Source organism: Nocardia sp. 348MFTsu5.1, assembly GCF_000383535.1.
Taxonomy (GTDB): domain Bacteria; phylum Actinomycetota; class Actinomycetes; order Mycobacteriales; family Mycobacteriaceae; genus Williamsia; species Williamsia faeni.
Genome location: NZ_KB911517.1, coordinates 244,597 through 263,756 on the forward strand (window position 1 = coordinate 244,597; position 19,160 = coordinate 263,756).

At 63.1% G+C, this 19,160-nt stretch carries 13 protein-coding genes; 9 read left to right on the forward strand and 4 right to left on the reverse strand.

Features of this window, described 5'->3' with window-relative positions; translation table 11 throughout:
- The first annotated feature begins 75 nt into the window (after positions 1 to 75).
- Positions 76 to 906: an MBL fold metallo-hydrolase gene (locus H290_RS0118255; RefSeq protein WP_028463359.1), complete on the forward strand. Its 831-nt coding sequence runs from the start codon at positions 76 to 78 to the stop codon at positions 904 to 906.
- A 95-nt stretch (positions 907 to 1,001) separates the two neighbouring features.
- On the opposite strand, the gene H290_RS29065 is transcribed toward H290_RS0118255, so the two are convergent.
- A complete protein-coding gene (locus tag H290_RS29065; RefSeq protein WP_020108271.1) occupies positions 1,002 to 1,319 on the reverse strand; it encodes a LysM peptidoglycan-binding domain-containing protein in 318 nt (105 codons plus the stop codon).
- Positions 1,320 to 1,561: 242 nt separating this feature from the next.
- On the opposite strand from H290_RS29065, the gene H290_RS0118265 reads away from it, so the two are divergent.
- From H290_RS0118265 to H290_RS0118275, 3 genes are read left to right on the forward strand one after another with little or no spacing between them, the layout of a single operon-like run.
- The gene (locus tag H290_RS0118265) at positions 1,562 to 3,286 is read left to right on the forward strand and encodes a caspase family protein (protein ID WP_155976909.1); all 1,725 of its coding nucleotides are present in this window, start codon (positions 1,562 to 1,564) and stop codon (positions 3,284 to 3,286) included.
- A gap of 24 nt (positions 3,287 to 3,310) precedes the next feature.
- A complete protein-coding gene (locus tag H290_RS0118270) occupies positions 3,311 to 4,228 on the forward strand; it encodes a hypothetical protein (RefSeq protein WP_020108273.1) in 918 nt (305 codons plus the stop codon).
- Positions 4,229 to 4,232: 4 nt separating this feature from the next.
- A complete protein-coding gene (locus H290_RS0118275) occupies positions 4,233 to 6,533 on the forward strand; it encodes a CHAT domain-containing protein (protein WP_020108274.1) in 2,301 nt (766 codons plus the stop codon).
- 32 nt (positions 6,534 to 6,565) lie between these two features.
- Here H290_RS0118275 and H290_RS0118280 read toward each other — a convergent pair whose 3' ends face one another.
- Positions 6,566 to 7,591: an NAD-dependent epimerase/dehydratase family protein gene (locus H290_RS0118280; RefSeq protein WP_020108275.1), complete on the reverse strand. Its 1,026-nt coding sequence runs from the start codon at positions 7,589 to 7,591 to the stop codon at positions 6,566 to 6,568.
- 295 nt (positions 7,592 to 7,886) lie between these two features.
- The gene (locus H290_RS0118285; protein WP_020108276.1) at positions 7,887 to 8,717 is read right to left on the reverse strand and encodes an oxidoreductase; all 831 of its coding nucleotides are present in this window, start codon (positions 8,715 to 8,717) and stop codon (positions 7,887 to 7,889) included.
- Between the two features lie 209 nt (positions 8,718 to 8,926).
- Here H290_RS0118285 and H290_RS0118290 point away from each other — a divergent pair, with 209 nt between their 5' ends.
- The 5 genes from H290_RS0118290 (at position 8,927) to H290_RS0118310 (ending at position 13,861) form a co-directional block, all read left to right on the forward strand.
- Positions 8,927 to 9,688 (forward strand): carboxymuconolactone decarboxylase family protein, encoded by a 762-nt coding sequence (locus H290_RS0118290; protein WP_020108277.1) that lies wholly within the window; start codon positions 8,927 to 8,929, stop codon positions 9,686 to 9,688.
- A gap of 28 nt (positions 9,689 to 9,716) precedes the next feature.
- Positions 9,717 to 10,559 carry an SDR family oxidoreductase gene (locus tag H290_RS0118295; protein WP_020108278.1) on the forward strand — a complete coding sequence of 281 codons (843 nt, stop codon included), beginning with the start codon at positions 9,717 to 9,719 and terminating at the stop codon, positions 10,557 to 10,559.
- Positions 10,560 to 10,724: 165 nt separating this feature from the next.
- Positions 10,725 to 11,762, forward strand: coding sequence for an alcohol dehydrogenase catalytic domain-containing protein (locus tag H290_RS0118300; protein WP_028463361.1), 1,038 nt, complete (start codon positions 10,725 to 10,727; stop codon positions 11,760 to 11,762).
- A 264-nt stretch (positions 11,763 to 12,026) separates the two neighbouring features.
- Positions 12,027 to 12,587: a dihydrofolate reductase family protein gene (locus tag H290_RS0118305; protein WP_020108280.1), complete on the forward strand. Its 561-nt coding sequence runs from the start codon at positions 12,027 to 12,029 to the stop codon at positions 12,585 to 12,587.
- A 29-nt stretch (positions 12,588 to 12,616) separates the two neighbouring features.
- Positions 12,617 to 13,861, forward strand: coding sequence for a glycosyltransferase (locus tag H290_RS0118310; RefSeq protein WP_020108281.1), 1,245 nt, complete (start codon positions 12,617 to 12,619; stop codon positions 13,859 to 13,861).
- 34 nt (positions 13,862 to 13,895) lie between these two features.
- Here H290_RS0118310 and H290_RS31950 read toward each other — a convergent pair whose 3' ends face one another.
- A complete protein-coding gene (locus H290_RS31950; RefSeq protein WP_020108282.1) occupies positions 13,896 to 19,142 on the reverse strand; it encodes a non-ribosomal peptide synthetase in 5,247 nt (1,748 codons plus the stop codon).
- Between the last annotated feature and the right edge of the window lie 18 nt (positions 19,143 to 19,160).

A 19,160-nucleotide genomic window follows, 5' to 3' on the forward strand; every position in this document is an offset into this window, starting at 1 on the left:
CTGCTTAGCTTTTATTGACACCAAGTGCCACGGTCTCGACTAGCGGCTGCCAGCCGCGAGCAGAAGGAGCCAGACGTGCTGACGCAGGTTGCGGACGGGATACTGGTCCACCAGAGCGAGTTCATGAAGAGCAATGCTGTTGTCGTACAAGGCCAGTCCGGTGTATTGCTCATCGATCCCGGAATACAGGATCACGAAATGGTCTGCCTCGCGAATGACCTTCAGGAGTTGGGCCAGGACGTTATAGCAGGCTTCTCAACTCACCCGCACTGGGATCACCTGCTCTGGCATCCCCGACTCGGGTCGGCGCCCCGTTACGGTACAGCCCGCTGTGCGGGTGCTATCCAAGCCCGGCTGGCGGATCCGCAGTTTCAGGACTTCGTCACGACCCTGATACCACCTGACATCGTCGAGCAAGTACCCCTCGACTTGCTGGGCCACATCACCGCTCTGCCGGCCGAGGCCACAGAGATCCCTTGGGACGGTCCTCGAGTCCGGATCATCGAACACAATGCGCATGCACCCGGTCACGCAGCGCTCGTCATCGAAGAACGTGGGGTTCTCGTCGCCGGCGACATGCTTTCTGATGTCCTGATTCCGATGCTCAACGTCATGGGCACCGCTGATCCGATCGAGGACTACCTCGCCGCGCTGCGACTGCTCGAGGGCGCCGCGGGCGACGTCGATGTGGCCATTCCCGGCCACGGCTCCGTTGGTGGGTCTGGTCAGGTAACCGCACGGATCTCCCAGGATCGCGCGTACATGCACGCCCTACGCGACGCCGAAGTCCTCAGCGACCCGCGGCTCGACCCATCCGCGTACGGGAAGGACTTTCTTCCTGACGTGCATGAACAGCAGCTGCAGTACGTCACCCCAAGCAGCGAGCACGACCAGGCGCCCGGCTAGTACCGACCGACCCTGGCCGCGTTTCGCTCCGTTGCTTGTGGACCACCGGTTACTCGGCTGGGGCGGTTCTCGCAGGTGATGGGTAATGCGCCGGTTCAGAGGTCGGGAATTCGAAGTATCTGGCCGACCTTGATGAAGTCCAGATCGGGGAGTTTATTGGCCGCTGCGATCAGCGTGAACAGCGAGCCGTCCCCGTAGAACCGCTCGGCCAATTCCGACAGCGTGTCACCCGAGACCACTTTGTACTTCTTGGCGAGCCCCGGGATCAGCAAAATCTGACCGGTCCTGATGAAATCCGGATCGGGCAGGTCGTTCGCGATCGCAATCACCTCGAACAGGTCGGCATCGCCATAGAACCGACTTGCCAAATCCGACAATGTGTCACCCGAGACCACCTTGTATTTCTTGGCCATGATCGTTTCCTCTCGTATTGGGTTTCCGCGACGCCCGTGAGCGGTGCGCCTGATGTCGATGGTGATCGGATCGGAGACCGCAGTAACGAGTAGTGCGCTACGCAATTCGTTGGGTGTGGAGGACGCGACGACGCGGAGCCGGAAACAGGTAGTGCACTACTCGTGCGTGCACCAACCGAAGGTCAGACGATTGAAGCAGTCCCCGCATAGGAGGGTCGACACCTTTTGACAGAAGGCTTTCGATGCATCGAGGAGCAGTGTTCATCGGCGTGGATCGGACGGGCGCCGGCATGCCGGTGCTACGCGCCGCCGCATCGGGCGCGCAGCAGATGCACGACTGGGCAGTCGATCCCGATCGTGGCGGAATGGATCCGGCCACTGTCCGATTGCTCACCGACACCGATGGCAAGGTCACCTCGGACGGGGTGTTGACCGCGGTCGAGGAACTCGTCGCCACCGGCGTCGACCAGCTGATCCTCTACTTCGCAGGCCACGGACTGCTCGTCGACATGATCGAAACCTGGATGCTGTCGGACGCACCGACCCGTGGCAATGCGGCCATCAGCGTCGGCAAGAGCATCCAGGCAGCCAAACGGGGCAAGACCCCCCACGTCGTGATCATCTCGGATGCCTGCCGAACGCCCGCGCAGGACCTCGACACCCAGTCACTCACCCCGGTCTCCGCGTTTCCCAACAGTCTCTGCACCGGCTCGCGACCGCGTGTCGACGTCTTCTACGCCAGCGCCCAAGGCGAGGCCGCGATCGAGATCAACACCGTTGCCGCCGAAGGGATCTACACCTCGGTGCTCCACGAGGCGCTCAACGGTCGACTGTACGACGCGCAGGGACTCGAGGGGGATGTGATGGTGCGCGCAGGCGATGACGACCCTCGCTGGTACATCTACACCAATCCACTCTGCGTCTACCTCGAGACAGCCGTCAGCGCGCGCCTCGCGGAGCTCGATCTCGACCTGGATCAGTCGCCGACGTTCGATGTTCAGGTCGGTGCGAACACGCGGTGGCTGGCCTGCGTGGATCGTGGCGACGACGGTCCCCTGGTACGCGGTATCACCGGCACCAACCTGGAAAGCACGGTTCCCCGGCGATCACTGTCGAAGATCACCGCGGACCTCTACCAGGCTGCTGTCGGCCAGTCGGAGACGTTCGACAACGAGCTCGGACGCGCAGAGTCCGAGGGTGCCGGTCGATACGTGAGCGCGGTCCGATCGCTGCTCGACCCCCCGGCGACCGACGCTGCGCTGCCACCCTCGGCGGGTATGCGGCGCGGCGTCAGTGTGCGGGGGACGTCGATTCGCCGGGCGACGTCGCCCGGCGGGTCGGTCGTCACCGACGGCCATGTGGTCGACTTTGCCGGGTCGGGCACGCACATGGTGGTCCTCGAACTCGACAATGGCACGGCGACAATGCTTCCCGTGGTCGAAGGTCACGTTACGGAGATCCACGTCGTGGGGCGGCATATCAGCGCGGTGTTCTTTGAACCCGAGTCCACCAATCCTGTTCGAGAGCAATATATTCGGCGCATCAAGGCGATCGTCACGGCGTCCGCGCAGCGTCGGCGCCACCAGGATGTGCTGGAGGGCGTCAGGCTGGCCGCATTGTTGGCCCGCGGCCGGCCCGACGACCTGACGCTCGCGCTATATCAGGCCTACGCGCTCCACTCCCGCCAAGATCTGGATCGGCTGGCGGATCTACGAATACGACTGACCGAGCAGCGCAGCGGCATCGAGTTCCTCGATTTGATTCTGATGGACACAGAGTCCCCTGGTTCAGTTGTCGGCGACCACTTCGTGACACCGTTCCCACTGCTCACGCAAGGTTGGGATCTCCTCACCGATGACGGGCCGATGTTGTGGTCGCGCACCGGACAACTGCGAGGCCACCTCTTGCCGTCGCTGTGGACCGTCTTCGGCAGTGACGCAACCGATCTGTTGTTCCAACCCGCTTGATCCGACCAGGCAAAGGAGAACCACATGTCCCGAGAGATCATCTTCATCCACGGTCGATCACAGCAGGGTAAGGACTCTTCCGAACTCAAGCAGGAGTGGATCGACAGCCTCAACGAGGGTCTCGGCAAGAGCGATCCGTCACTGCCTCCGATCACCACTGACCAGGTCCGGTTCCCTTTTTACGGCGATACCCTCGACCGCCTGGCGAAAGGCTTCACCGACGGCGATGTCCCGGACGTCATTTTGCGTGGTGAACCGAACCTCAACAGTGAAGCGAAGCGATTCCTGTTCGACGTGCTCACCGATGTTCAACAGCAACAGCACATTCCCGACGCGGAGATCAGTGCACAGACCGGAATCGCCGTCGCCGAACGCGGCCCGCTCAACTGGCCGTGGATGCGCGCCATCCTGCAGAAGCTCGACCAGAACGGGAAGATGAGCGCAGTGACCATCGCACTGGCCACCTACGACGTCTTCCAATACCTCACCAACCGCACCATCCGCCGACGCATCGACGACGGCGTGATCGGCGCCTTCACCCCGGGAACCGACAGTGTCGTCGTCGCACACTCCCTGGGCACCGTCGTCGCCTACACCCTCCTGATGCGCGAAGGCACCAACCGGAACTGGAAGGTCCCGGAGTTGATCACCGTGGGTAGCCCGTTGGCAGTCAACGCGATCCGGGACCGGGCACCAGGCATCGGTGATGTCGGCGGCAACCGCACCCCACCGTGCGTCGGGAGTTGGTTCAATGCCATGGATCCCCACGACGCCGTGGCTTTGCACCCTCTCGATGCCGCGCATTTCGCCATCAACCCGCCGACCCCGGCCATCGAGAACAAAACCGACGTCGACAACCAAACGCCGAATCACCATGGCATCAGCGGATACCTGAGTGATCCCGTGGTGGCGCGGCGAATCTACGACGCACTGCAGGAGTAGGGCAATGTCCACCGACGAGATCGACTTTCATCTCGAGATCAGTCCATATCCACACACAGGTCATCCCGACGGCTATCTGGCCAGGGTGCTCAGGGCACCATCGGGCGGACTCCCGTCCGCGAAGTTCGACATCGACGTCGGCGACATCGTGAACAGGCGAGACGAACTCGAAAACGCCATCCTCGCTGCATCCGTCTCGGCGCGGCGCGCGATACCCGTCAGCGAGCGGTCTCTGCACGAGGTCGGCTCAGGCTTGTTCCGTGCGGTGTTCAACGGTCCCGTGAACAACGGGTATCGAGCGAGCCTGGGTGCCGCGCAACACCATCGCAAGCGACTTCGGCTGGTGCTCAGCCTGACGGCACCCGAGCTTGCCGCCGTCCCATGGGAAATGTTGTTCGACCCCGACGATGAGACGTACCTGTGCCGCCAGAGGCCACTCGTTCGGCACATCCCGGCGCCGGACTTCGATCCACTCCCCCTTGACGTCACACCCCCGCTGCGCATCCTGTGCATCGTCGCGTCCCCCAGAAATCTTGGAGCGCTGAACACCGAGGCCGAGATCGACCAGCTCAGAGCAGCTCTGCGGGAACAGATCGAGGAGCGCCGAATCGAATTGGTCTGCGTTCCCCAGGCAACGTGGAGCAACGTGCATCGCTATCTGCTCAATGGAACGTGGCATGTGCTGCACTTCATCGGTCACGGTGACTACGACCCGGTGAAGACCGAGGGCTGCATAGCGCTGGTGGGTGAGGATGGTCGCGCCGACATGGTCGACGCGTCACGGTTGACCGAGTTGCTCGACGAAGCCGAACCCACTCCGCGTCTGGTCGTATTGAACTCGTGCTCGTCAGGACGGGCCGCGTCCGATGACCTGTTCGCCGGCACCGCCGCTGCCCTCGCCCGCGGCGGGATCAGTGCCGTCGCCGCAATGCAATTCACCGTCAGCGATGCGGCTGCCATCGAGTTCGCACGTGGCTTCTACGCGGCGGTTGCCGCGGGCCGGGACGTCGACCGCGCCGTCCTCAGTGGCCGAAAGGCCATCCTCGGATTGCCCAACACCCTGGAGTGGGTGACGCCGGTGCTGTACATCCGCGGTGGGTCGACTCGGTTGTTCCGTCTGACCGATCAGGCGCCCAGTGCACAGTCGGATCCGTTGCCGAACATCGTGCCCAACCCTCCGTCGAATCCCGGCCCGCTGCAGCCGTCGTTTCCAGCACTGAATCGGCAGTCGGACCAGCGTTCGCGACGGGTGCCGGAACATCGGTCGGATCAATGGTCGGATCAATGGTCGCGGCCGGCGCCTGAACCACGGCCGGATCGGTGGTCGTGGCCGACGTCTGGGCCAGTGTGGCAGCCCCGGCCGAGTCCGCCGCCGGGTGAACCTCCGGGGCCAGAGCCGCGGAACGAGCGCGTGGTGGCGCCGCCCGCCGAGTTGTCCCATGAGGAACACGATGAAAACAAACCAGTTGCACCGAAGCTCTTGCTCTGCCTCTTCGCCGCAGGTTTGGCGATCCTTGCGGCGGGGCTGATGGCTGTGAACCCATTCGTGCCCTTTGGGAATGACGATTCGGGTGACACGATCTTCAACAACGAGGACCTTCGGGTCTTTACGATCCCGGCTCTGTCACTCGCGTTCATTGCTGGATTCGCCGGAGTTCTGACGGCATTCTCTGGGCACTCTCGTCAAGTCGGACTCGGATTGATCCTGAGCGGCGCTGCGGTCGGTCCCTGGCTCCTTTTCACGCAATGGACCAACGAAGAAGAATCCACATCTGCCTGGAGCAGCTGGGGTGTCGGCGTGTGGATTTGGGTCATCGGGGTTTCGAGCTGGATCCTCGCGGCGGCGGTGGCGGGTTTCGCATTGCTATCCACACACGTGTCATCGCCTCGATCACGACTCACCCTCGCCGATCGGCACATTCAGGTTGCATTTCTTGTCGGCGGTATCGCTTGCATCGTGCTGCTGTGGCATCACTTCTCCATGCCCGATGACTGGCATGACGAAAGCCGAATCAGTCAGCCTCTTGGTGGGTTGTGGATCGCCGGGGCAGCGCTGCTTGTACCGCTCGCCGCGTCCACGATGCGCGTCCACAATCTTCGGATCGGGCTCATCGTCGGGTGGGCCGGAGTATCCACCACATTTCTCTTCTACCGATTCCGGGAACTCTACGAAATGGAGGACGACTCTTCTATCTCACTGATTCTGGCCATCATCTTCGGCCTCCTCGTCGTTGCATGTGTCGTGTTGTTCACACGCACCTGGCGAGACGGAGTCAGCAAGCCTGCAGCCGTCACTCATACCTGAGTCCAGTCCGTCAGTCTAGATTTCTGTAAAACTTAGTGTTCCAATGCTTTACGTTCGGAACTCTGCCGACGGCGATCGAGGGCGAAACGTGCCGCCGCCCGGATCGAATCGGCGGTCGGTCGAGGGACCCATCCCAGTTCGCGGGTCGCCTTGCTGTGATCGAGTGGCGAAACATGGCGCATCAGACGAACACCGACCATGTTGAAGGGATAATCCCGGCGGAGCAGTTTTCCGATCGTCGTCGCCAGAAAGCCGGTCACCGTCAGCGCAATGGGCGGGATTCCGTACTTCGGGGCCGGAACCCCCGCCTCGGCAGCTGCCAACGAATAAATCTCTTTCGCCGACATGAAACTCTCCGAGACTATGTACCGCTCACCGATGCGACCCTTTGTCGAGGCCAGGATCATCGCCTCCGCGGCGTCTTCGATGCCCACAACCTCTGAGTGGACGTTGTTGAGATAGAACGGCAACTTGCCGAGCGCCGCGGCCGCGACGAGCCCGCCATGCGGTGTCGGCGCCCAGTCCCCCGGTCCGTATGTGTTGGAAATATTCAGGGCGACGGCAGGCAGACCCCGATTGCGGGCGTACTCCAACACGAGGTCCTCGGCCTGGCGTCGCGACTCGATATAGGGCCCACCCTTACCCGCCCAGTTGAATGCCTTGTCCTCGTTGACTTTTTCGTCCGGGCCACCGATGGCGATGGCCCCGATCGTGCTACAGAACACGAATCTCTGCAGGTTCGCATTCACCGCCACGTCGAGCACGCGACGCAACCCTTCGACATTGGTTTCGAACAATGGGCTGGGATCACTCAGCCACGCGCGAGTGTCGACGATGCAGTAGTACACGACGTCACAGTCGACCATTGCCCGCCGGATGGACTCAGGGTCTTCGATGCCACCGCTGTGGCGCGTGACTGGGAGATCGTCGAAAGCACGGGTATTGCTCGACTCGCGGACCAGCACGCTGACCTCCTCACCCCGCTCCACGAGAAGCCTCGTCACCGTCGAACCCACGAACCCGCTTGCACCCATCACCAATGCACGTTGCCCAGCCATCGCCGTACACACCTCTTCCGCGGATCAACAATCGCCGACACTCTTACTGTAATGTATACAGTATAAATGGAGTCACCAGGGGTGAGTTCAGCTTCAGGTGTTCTCCCGCGGTCGCAAGGCGAGAGTGGTTTCTGAATTCGTCACCAGCACAGAGCGTCCAGAGCAATTGCGCCGACCATCCAAGCCGGCGCCCCAACCCGAGGGATCTCAGCAGTCAAGGTGTGGTCATTTTCAATTCTCCTCTTGTGTAGACCCGAATCGCGCGGAGGTCCCGACAAATCCCTACGCGATCGGTTTACGTCTGGTAATCGGTACCGGCACTGAGTTCGCGCCACTTCTCGAGTTCTCTGCGTTGTGAATCCGACACTCGGACAAACACATCGAGGGCATCAGTACCCAGCAACAGTAGAGACGGTGGCTCGGGCGATTCGACCGCGGTGATGGTGGCAACGGCTGCCCGGGCCGGGTCTCCCTGCTGCGTCCCGTGCACCGTGTCGTTCTCGATCCGTCGTTTACCCGCCGTCTCGGCATAGTCCGCGATGGCCTCGGCTGATTGGGTCAGCGAGCGGCCCGCGAAGTCGGTGCGGAAAGCGCCCGGCTCCACGATCGTCGCGGAGATACCCAGCGGGGCAAGCTCTTTCTCCAAGGACCCGGTCAACCCCTCGAGCGCTGCCTTGCTGGCCGAGTAGAACCCCGACCCCGCCGGGCGGCCCTGCGCACCCATGGACGAGATATTGACGATTGCACCCGCCCGGCGCGCTCGCATGCCAGGCAGTACAGCCTTGATCATCGCGACAGCACCAAAGAAGTTCGTGTCGAACAGCTGACGTATGTCGTCGTCACTGCCCTCCTCGACTGCGGCGCGGTATCCGTACCCCGCATTGTTGACAAGGACATCCACTGCACCGAATCGTTCCTCGGATTTCGCGACTGCCTCGACAACCTGCGTCGGATCGGTGACGTCGAGCGCAAGCGCCAGCGCCGTCCGGGGATACTCGTCTTCGAACTCTCGCACCTTCGAGACGTCCCTGGCAGTGACAACAGCGTTGTGACCGGCGGCGAGCACCGCGCCGGCGAGTGCCCGCCCGAGTCCGGTCGAACACCCGGTGATGAGCCATGTGGACATGTGTCCATTCCCTTCGATCAAACGTGATGACCCCGTCGAGCATGCATGTCGCGACAAGGTCCTTCCCTTCATCGATTCAATCCCACCTGACGCGCACGTGGGAGTCCCTGCCAAACGGGGTAATGACAGACCCTCCCGCGCGACGGACAGGCCACCTACGTTCTAGTTACAGCCAACACCTGCACGAGGCGTGGCCATGGCGAAGAGAGATGACGATGGGTGTGAGTGCACAGGCGCAACGGAATCACGACGAGCTGTTTCCGGATCACACATCAACGCTGAAGCAGACCGATCCTGAGTTGATCGAGTACTTCGACAACTTCGCCTTCGACGAGGTGCTCCGCGACAGCAACCTCGACACCAAGACCCGCCTGATGGTTCAGCTGGCCTCGATGATCGCGGGCCAGGCGCTACGCGAGTACCGCGTCATGCTGGGAGCGGCACTGAACGTCGGAGTCACACCGGTTGAGGTGAAAGAAGTTGTGTACCAAGCAGTGCCGTATGTCGGCATGGCCAAGGTGTTCGACTTCATTCACGCCACCAACGACGTGCTGACCGAGCGCGGTATCGACCTGCCGCTACCGGGTCAATCCACAACGACCCCCGACAGCCGAATGAATGATGGCTTGGCTGTACAGAAAGAGATCGTCGGCGCCGCCGGTGTCGAGAACATGTACGCGAACGCACCTGAAGACGAGGCACACATCCAGCGACTGCTGTCCGCGAACTGTTTCGGCGACCACTACACGCGCACCGGTATCGATGTGCCCGTCCGCGAGTTACTCACCTTCGCGATGCTCGTCGCACTCGGTGGCTGTGAACCGCAGGTCAAAGGGCATGTCGCCGCCAACCTCAATGTCGGCAACGACCGAACGGTCCTGATCGACGTCCTCACCCAACTACTCCCATTCATCGGATATCCACGCACTCTCAACGGCCTGCGCATGGTCGACGAGGTGACCGCGGCGTAAGCCCCGACAACACGGAAGAAGATTTCACATGGCGCAGCGCACTTGGCTCATCACCGGCGTCAGCAGCGGCTTCGGCCGCGAACTGACCGAACAACTACTTCTCGCGGGTGACCGCGTTGTCGGTACCGTCCGCAACGCCGGCAAGGTCGACGACCTCGTTGCTCAGTACCCCGATACGTTCATCACCGAACTCCTCGACGTCACCGACACCCCGGCAGTTCGCGAGGTCGTCGATCGCACCTTTTCGACCCTCGGCCGGGTCGACGTCATCGTCAGCAATGCCGGCTACGGTCTCTTCGGTGCCGCCGAAGAACTCACCGATGCCCAAATCGACCACCTGATCGCGACCAACCTGACCGGATCGATTCAGTTCATCCGCTCGGCTCTGCCGCACCTGCGTGAGCAGCAGGGTGGTCGGATCATCCAGATCTCCTCGTACGGAGGACAAGTCGCTTTTCCAGGCAACTCCATGTACCACGCCACCAAGTTCGGCATCGAAGGCTTCGTCGAATCGGTCGCACAAGAGGTGGCGCCATTCGGGATCGGAGTCACGATCGTCGAACCAGGAGGGGCGCGAACCGAATTCCGTTACCGGGGTGCGCAAGTTGCCAATCTTATGACGGCCTACGACAACAACCCTGCTCACGGCTTCCTGGCGATGCTCGACCCCGCCAACGGACTCGCAGCCGGAGACCCCGCCCGGATGGCAGCCCGCATCATCGAGAGCGTCGATATCGAGCCCGCACCGCTACGGATCATGCTCGGATCGCAAGCCCTCGCAAGCACACTCGACACGCTGCGCACGCGCATCGGCAACTACGAAGCGCAAACCGAGCTCGCCGCGTCGACCGACTTTCCTCCCGGCGAGTGAGCCCGACCACACCGAGGCGGCATACGTGCACGGTGAAGGAGGTACTGCCAATACCTGTATCAACAGGTGCTGCCAGTCGCCCAGCGCAACGACAACTCTGGTAGCCATCGGCGATGTGCACCGACGTCGCCCCTATCGACCCCAACACCAACAGTGGAGATTTTGATGCGAGCAACATTCATGTACGGCGCAGGCGACGTTCGGGTGGAGCACGCGCCCGACCCGACGATCCAGCTGCCGACAGATGCCATCGTCCGAGTGGTCCGCGCCTGTGTCTGCGGTTCCGACCTGCATCCCTACAATTCGATGGCCGCTTCTGACACACCGGCACCTATGGGACACGAATTCCTCGGCGTTGTGGAAGACATCGGTTCGGATGTGTCTGCAGTGAAGAAGGGCGACTTCGTCATCGCCACCTTCGCGTTCCAGGACAACACCTGCGTGTTCTGCCAGGAAGGCTTCCAGACCGCTTGTGTCAACGGCGGCTGGTACGGACAACCCGGTGTCGGCGGTGCCCAGGCCGAAGCCGTCCGCGTGCAACAGGCCAACGGCAGCTTGCTCGCCGTACCCGTGGACGAAACATCCGAGCTCCTGCCCTCGCTGCTGACCCTGTCCGACGTCTACCTCACCGGCTACCACGCCGCCCACATGGGCAGCGTCTCCCCCGGCAAGACCGTCACCGTGATCGGCGATGGCGCCGTGGGTCTTTCGGCCGTGCTGGCGGCCAAACAGATGGGCGCCGAGCAGATCATCCTGATGGGCCGCCACACCGCCCGCACCGACCTCGGCCGCGAATTCGGTGCCACCGACGTGGTCGCTGAACGTGGCGAAGAAGGAATCGCGAAGGTCATGGACCTGACCCGCGGGCTCGGTTCACACGTGGTGCTCGAAGCCGTCGGCCACATGCCCGCCTACGAGCAGTCCTACGGAATCGTCCGCCCCGGAGGCGTCATCTCCCGTGTCGGTGTACCCCAGTACGAGGCTGCGCCAGTCGGTTTCGGATCACTGTTCGGCAAGAACGTGACCCTCAACGGCGGACCCGCACCCGTGCGCGCGTACATCGAACAGGCCATCCCGGAGGTCCTCGAGGGCCGCATCAACCCGGGCAAGGTCTTCGACCTCACCGTCGGCCTCGACAACACCGCCGACGGCTACAAGGCCATGGACTCTCGCGAGTCTCTCAAGGCACTCGTCAAACCGTAGTTTCCGGAAAGTAGAAACTCCCAACACGCGATCGAGTGCGCAGCCCTCCGAATATGCAGACGGTGACTACACCGCTGTGGGCGAGTACGGCGGTCTCCCCTCCCACATCACGGTGTCACTGACGCTCTCGAACAGATCCGGACGCAAGCGGCGAGCTAGCCGTCGTTGCGATGACATCTCGAGGAGTTCTGTTGACTGCCATAATGATTTCGGTGATGGCGCCTATACTGTTCGGAGCATCGTCCAGCAGCTGAGGAGGACCCGATGCTGCCCGTGACCTACTCGATGAGCGTGTCGCTCGACGGTTTCATCGCGGGACCGGATTCTGACATCAGCTGGACCGCGCCTGACGCAGAACTGTTTCGCTTCCACATAGAGCAGACCCGCCACATCGCTGTGCACTTGTGCGGCCGGAGCCTTTACGAGGCGATGCTGGTGTGGGAGACGGCCGAGCAGACAATGTCCGACGAGGCAGAACTCGAGTTCGCCCGGATCTGGCGGCCGATCCCGAAAGTGGTGTTCTCCCGGACGCTGAAATCGGTGGAAGGCAATGCGCGGCTGGCCACCGACGACATTGCCACCGAGGTCAGACGGCTCCGTGACCAGCCGGGTGAAGGCGAGGTGTCCATCGGCGGCGCGGGACTCGCCGCGGCCGCCATCGCCGAAGACCTGATCGACGAATACCGCCTGTTCGTCAACCCGATCATCCTCGGGGCCGGGACGCCGTACTTCACACCACTCGCGAACTCCCTCGACCTGCGGCTGATCGAGTCACGAACTGTCGGCTCAAAAGTCATCTACCTTCGCTACCAGCGCACCCGCTGAGGACCCCGCCCAGACCGGCGAACCATCTCATGCACACAATCGTAATCCCCGCGTTCGGACCGCTCGGCGACGTGATTCCCTATGTCGGCTTGGGTATTCGGTTACAGGACAACGGCTACCGGGTTGTGGTCGCCGCGACGCGGGCGTTCGAAGACCTCGTCACCGGAGCCGGGCTCGAGTACCGGCCTCTTCCGCGCGATATCGAATCCGAGACGCGCCAATCCGCGGTGGCACAGCGCCTGCTCGAGGGCGGACGCGCCCGGCCGTCGCGAAAACTGGTGCAGGACATGGTCGGTGACATGCGAGCGGTGGCTTTCGCTGTCATCGATGCGGCGTTCGATGCCGATCTACTGCTCGTCCCGGCTCCGGTCTCGTTGTTCGGCTTCCACATCGCCGAAGGTTTCGACGTTCCCGCCATCGGAGTGTTTCTGCAACCGCTTGCCCCGACCGGTGACTTTCCCCCGCCGATGGCCGGGACCCGGTCCTTCGGGCGGGACGCGAACCGCGCGATGGGCCGGCTGCTCGCTGTCGGCGAGCAGCCGTTTCTGGGGTTGATCAATGAGGTGCGGGCGGCATTCGGGATGGCGCCTGTCTCGCTGCGCGAGCAGATCCGCAAGCGTCTGGACGAGTGGTACGTACTGCACGGGTTCAGCCCCGCGGTGGTCACGCGACCGTCGGATTGGCGGGCCGGGCTCGAGGTGGCCGGCTACTGGTGGCCGCCACCGGTTCCGGACTGGACACCCCCCGCGGAGTTGGTGGACTTTCTCGCCGCCGGCCCGCCACCGGTGTTCGTGGGCCTGGGCAGCACTGCAACAGAGGCCGGCGAGCGCTACAGCCGAATCGCGTGCTCGGCGTTGCGGCAGGGCGGCATGCGCGGTGTCATCGATTCCGGCTGGGCGCGGCTGACCGGCGACGGTCCGGACATGATCACTGTCGGTGATGTCCCGCATGACTGGCTGTTTCCGCAGATGAGTGCCGTGGTGCACCACGCCGGCGCCGGCACGGCGGCGTCGGGTTTGCGCGCGGGCGTTCCCGCCGTGCCGTTACCGGCGATCGGGGACCAACCGTTCTGGGCCAATCGTCTGCAGACGCTCGGGGTGGCTCCCGCGGTGATCCGGCGCAAAGATCTCACCGTCGATCGACTCGCGAACGCGGTCACGGAGGCCGTCTCGGATCCGCGTTACCGGGAACGCGCAATGATTGTTTCTGAGCGCTTGCAGACCGAGGACGGTGCGACGGCCGTTCTCGAGGCTGTCGAAGAACACCTGCATTGACAGCCGTGGATCACGGGAACGTCTGTGGACCTTGTTATTCCAGTGTGTTGAGGTACTCGTGCAAGATCTTGCCGACCTCGGCCGCGGGCTTGGGCAGGTCGAGATCCATGTGTGCAATGTCGATGTCGCGCGTCGCGATTCGACCGTGGATGTATTCGCTCCATGTTTCGGGGAGTGCTTCAGTCGATGATTTCTGGACCGGACTGATCGTCGCCCGCAGCAGCAACGCGTCACCGTGATAAACCGGCATCGTGTGTTCGGTCATGATCGACACGTCGTTCTTGAAGATGCGGAACGCACTGGCGAGGAACGACTCGTACTCCGTAGTGTCGATCACATCGCCATAGCGTTGCCGGATCCATTCCCGGATCGCTTTGCGCACGTACTCGTCCGATGGCGCTTGATCCATCGCCTTCCGGGCTTCGTCGCCCATCGGCGCGCTGTCGAGCAGGCCGAGGAATGCGACTTCATGGCCGCGCCGCTCCAACTCGGCCGCGACCGCGTGGGCGACCACACCGCCGAAAGACCATCCGAGAACATAGAACGGTCCGTCTGGCTGGATCGCCAGGATGTCATCGATGTAGTCGGCGACCATCGCGTCGATCGATTCTGCCAGCGGAGTCACGCCGTCGAAGCCGCGCGCCTGAATGCCGTAGATGGGGCGGTCTTTCAGATGTTTCGCCAGACCGCGGTAGCACCAGCTGAGCCCGCCACCGGGGTGCATGCACCACACCGGTGGTTTCGAGCCAACGTCTCGAATCGGCAGCACGCCGGCGAATGCTTCGGCGGCCATCGCGGTGAGCTCGATGGCCTGCGCCTCGGTGGACGGAGTGGGTGCCGGGGCGCGATCGTCCTTCATCAGTTCGGACACGAGGCCGCCCACCGTCGGCGTTTCGAACATCACGCGGACGGGCAGGTCGATCCCGATCTCGGCCCGGATGCGACTCAATAGTTTTGTTGCGCTGAGGGAGTGGCCGCCGAGTTCGAAGAAATCATCATCCAAACCCACCTGCGGAAGACCCAACACCTCCGCAAACAACCCCGCCACAATCTCCTCCACCGGAGTCGACGCCGCCCGAAACACCCCAGCGCCCACCGCATAATCCGGCGCCGGCAACGCCCGCCGATCCACCTTCCCATTCACCGTCACCGGCAACCGATCCAACCGCACCAACACCGCCGGCACCATAAACTCCGGCAACCGCCCCGCCACCGCACGCCGCACCTGCTCAACCCGATCATTGGCCCCAGGATCATTCACATAATCAGCAAGCCGACCCACCACCCCCACCGGCCTAAACACCTCCGACAACACCACATCATCACCAGCAACAAACACCACATCCATCAACCCCGCCACCGACGACCAACTCACCCCCACCGTGTACCCCAACCCCCGCCCCAACTCCACACACTCCACCGGCAACACCGCCCCCTCCACCACACCGGAATCAACCAACTCACCCACCGCCACATGATCTTTGGCCCCCGCCACCGCCCGCGCCAACGCCACCTCACCCACCAACCCCGCATGCGGAATCCCACTGACCCGCACCGCCTCCGGACGCTCACCCCGCAAATACCGCTCCACCCCCACCAAACCCGACAACCCCGACCACTCCACCTGCGGAACATCACCCACCGACCGCACCCCCACCGGCTCAGTCCGCAACACCACCTCATAACGGAACCGACTCAACTCATTGACCGCCCGCATCCGCTTGAGCTGCACATCGACCGCCACAATCTGCGGCACCCGCCGCGGCAACGCCACAAAAAACTCCGGCGCCACCAACAACTCCTGCTCACCGAGCACCTCCCGACGCACCCGCTCCCGCAAACCCTCCACCGTCAACGCCTCATCCGCCCCCGCCACCTGCACCCCCGTCGCAAACTCGGTCAACAAACCGAAATTACGCACATCCCCCACAAACACCGCCCCACCCGGCGCCAACAACCCCACCGCCGCCTCCAACACATCAAGCAAATACCCCGCATTCGGGAAATACTGCACCACCGAATTGATCACCACCGTGTCGAAATACCCCACCGGCAACCCATCGACCACATCAGCAGACTGCACCCGCAACCGCACCCGATCCGCCCACGACCGCCCCGCCACCCCAGCCCGAACCGACTCAATCGTCGCCGCCGAAAAATCCGTCGCCCAATACTCCACACACTCCGGCGCCAACCGCGACAACAACAAACCCGTCCCCACCCCAATCTCCAACACCCGCCGCGGCCCCAACTCCCGAATCCGCGCCACCGTCGCCCCCTGCCAATCCTCCATCTCCCCAACAGGAATCGGCAACCCCGTATAACTGCTATTCCACCCCGCGAAATCCGCCCCCAACCCCGCACCCGCATCCACATCCGAAACATAGCTCTGCTCACCGGTATACAAATCCTCATACACCCGCTGCCACTGCCCCACCAACTCCTGCTCCCCCGCCCGCTCCCGCTCCCGCACCAACGACACCTCACGATCAAGCACCACATACCCCACCAACCGCCGATCCCCCACCACACCCGCACCCACCGACACCGCATCATCACGCACCACCACCACCGCCGCCGACACCCCCGGATCAGCCACCAACGCCGCCTCCACCTCACCCGGCTCAATCCGGAACCCCCGCACCTTCACCTGCGCATCACTACGCCCCACAAACTCCAACTGCCCATCACCACGCCACCGCACCACATCCCCAGTCCGATACATCCGCCCCCCACCACCACACGGATCAGCCACAAACCGCGACGCCGTCAACCCCGCCCGACCCCAATACCCCCGCGCCACCTGCCCACCCGCCACATACAACTCCCCCACCACACCCACCGGCACCGCATGCAACCGCGCATCCAACACGTACGACCGCAGACCTTCGAAGGCCCTCCCGATCGGGACGACGGGCCGCTCGAAGCCGTCGAAGGATGCGACCGGATAGCTCGAAGCCAACACCGTGGTCTCGGTGGGCCCGTAGACATTTCGGAAGGTCGTCCTGCCGTCACCGTGGCGGAACCACTCGTGCATTCGCGCCGGGTCCATTGATTCCCCGCCGACGATGATCAGCCGCAGAGCCGAATGCAACGCGGCAGCAGCGCGTTCGGGGTCGGCATCGAGCAGTGTGTAGAACGCGGCGGTCGTCTGGTTGAACACGGTCACGTGTTCGCGTTCCAGCAGGTCCCACAGGAGCAACGGTGATCGCACCGTCTCCCAATCGACGACGACGACCCGGCCGCCGTGCAGAAGCGGACCCCATATCTCCCAAACAGAGAAATCGAACGATGCCGAATGGCACCATGTCCACACGTCGTCGGAGGCGAACTGGCACCAGTCCGCCGCTCCGGCGAAGAGTTCCAACACATTTCGATGCGAGACCGCAACTCCCTTGGGCACGCCGGTCGATCCCGAGGTGTAGATCAGGTATGCCAGGTCTTCCGGACGTAGCGGTGAGCGACATTCGCCGTCCTGCAGCACTGCCTCACTCGCCGGGCTCGATGTGCCATCAAGGTCGGCATCGAGATCGATGATCGGCACGGTGGTGTCGGGCAGGATGGTAGAAGTGGCTGAATCGGTGATCACGACTCGCGGCGCCGCGTCGGCAAGCAGGTATGCAATGCGTTCCGGCGGATAGTTCGGGTCGACCGGCAGGTACGCCCCACCGGCCTCGAGCACCGACAGCAATGCCGCGATGAGACGGGGTCGCCGCTCGAGCGCGATCGCGACCACCGACTCCGGGCCGACGCCATGCGAGAGAAGCAGTCGCGTAAGCCGTTTCGACTCCTGCGCGAGTTGTCGGTAGCTCCACTTCTCGTCGCCGAACACGATGGCGACCGCGTCCGGTGTCGCTGCCGCCTGTCGCGCGAACATCTCCGGAATCGTGGTCGTGATATCCGATGCTGCGATCTGCGGTCCGGTTGGGAGCAGCTCGCGGCGCTCCGCGGCGTCGAGAACATCAATGTCACCGACCACCACCCCCGGATCAGCACACACCACCTCCAACACCCGCACAAACCTCGCCGCCAACCCCCGCACCGTCGCCTCATCAAACAAATCCGTCGAATACTCCACCATCGCCGTAATCGGACCCGGACCCGCCGCCGTCGCCGGCTGCTCAGTCAACGTGAAAAACAAATCAAACCGCGACGTCCCCGTCATCGCCGACACCGGCGACACACTCAACCCCGGAAACTCCAACCGCGGCAACGGATTATTCTGCAACGCCAACGACACCTGGAACAACGGGTGATACGCCGTGGACCGCCCCGGATTCAACAACTCCACCAACCGCTCAAACGGCGCATCCTGATTCTCATACGCCGCCAACGCCTTCTCCCGCACCTGCCCCAACAACTCATCAAAACGCGGCCCACCCGACAGATCCACCCGCAACACCCACGTATTGACAAAAATCCCCACCAAATCGGTCAACGCCTCATCCGTCCGACCCGCCACCGGACCACCAATCGGAATATCAACCCCCGCACCCAACCGATGCAACAACACCGCCAACGCCGACTGCAACACCATCGACACCGTCGCCCCCCGCGCCCGCGCCAACTCACCCACCGCCACCCGCAACGACGGCTCAACCACAAAATCCACCACCCCACCGGCAAACGACTGCACCGCCGGCCGCGGCCGATCCACCGGCAACTCCAACACCTCCGGCACACCCGCCAAAACCTCACGCCAATAACCAAACTGGCTCGCCATCACACTGCCCGGATCAGACTCCTGCCCCAACACCTCCCGCTGCCACAACGCATAATCGGCATACTGCACCGGCAACGGCACCCACCCCGGCTCAACCCCCCGCACCCGCGCCGCATACGCCGACGCCAAATCCCGCGCCAACGGCGCCATCGACGCCCCATCAGCCGCAATATGATGCACCACCACCACCAACACATGCTCCACCTCAGAGACCCGCAACACACACACCCGCACCGGAATCTCCACCGCCAAATCAAACCGATACCGAGCCGCAGCACCCACCGCCGCATCCAAACCCCCCGCCTCCACCACACTCACCGGCACCGGCACCGACACCTCACCCACCGACAACACCCGCTGGAACGGCACACCATCCACCTCCTCAAACACCGTCCGCAACGCCTCATGCCGACCCACCACATCCCCAAACGCCAACCCCAACGCCGACACATCCAACCGCCCCCGCAACCGCAACCCCACCGAAATGTTGTACGTCGCAGACAAACCCTCAAACCGATAGATAAACCACAACCGCCGCTGCGCAAACGACAACGGCACCCGCTCCGGCCGCGGGCG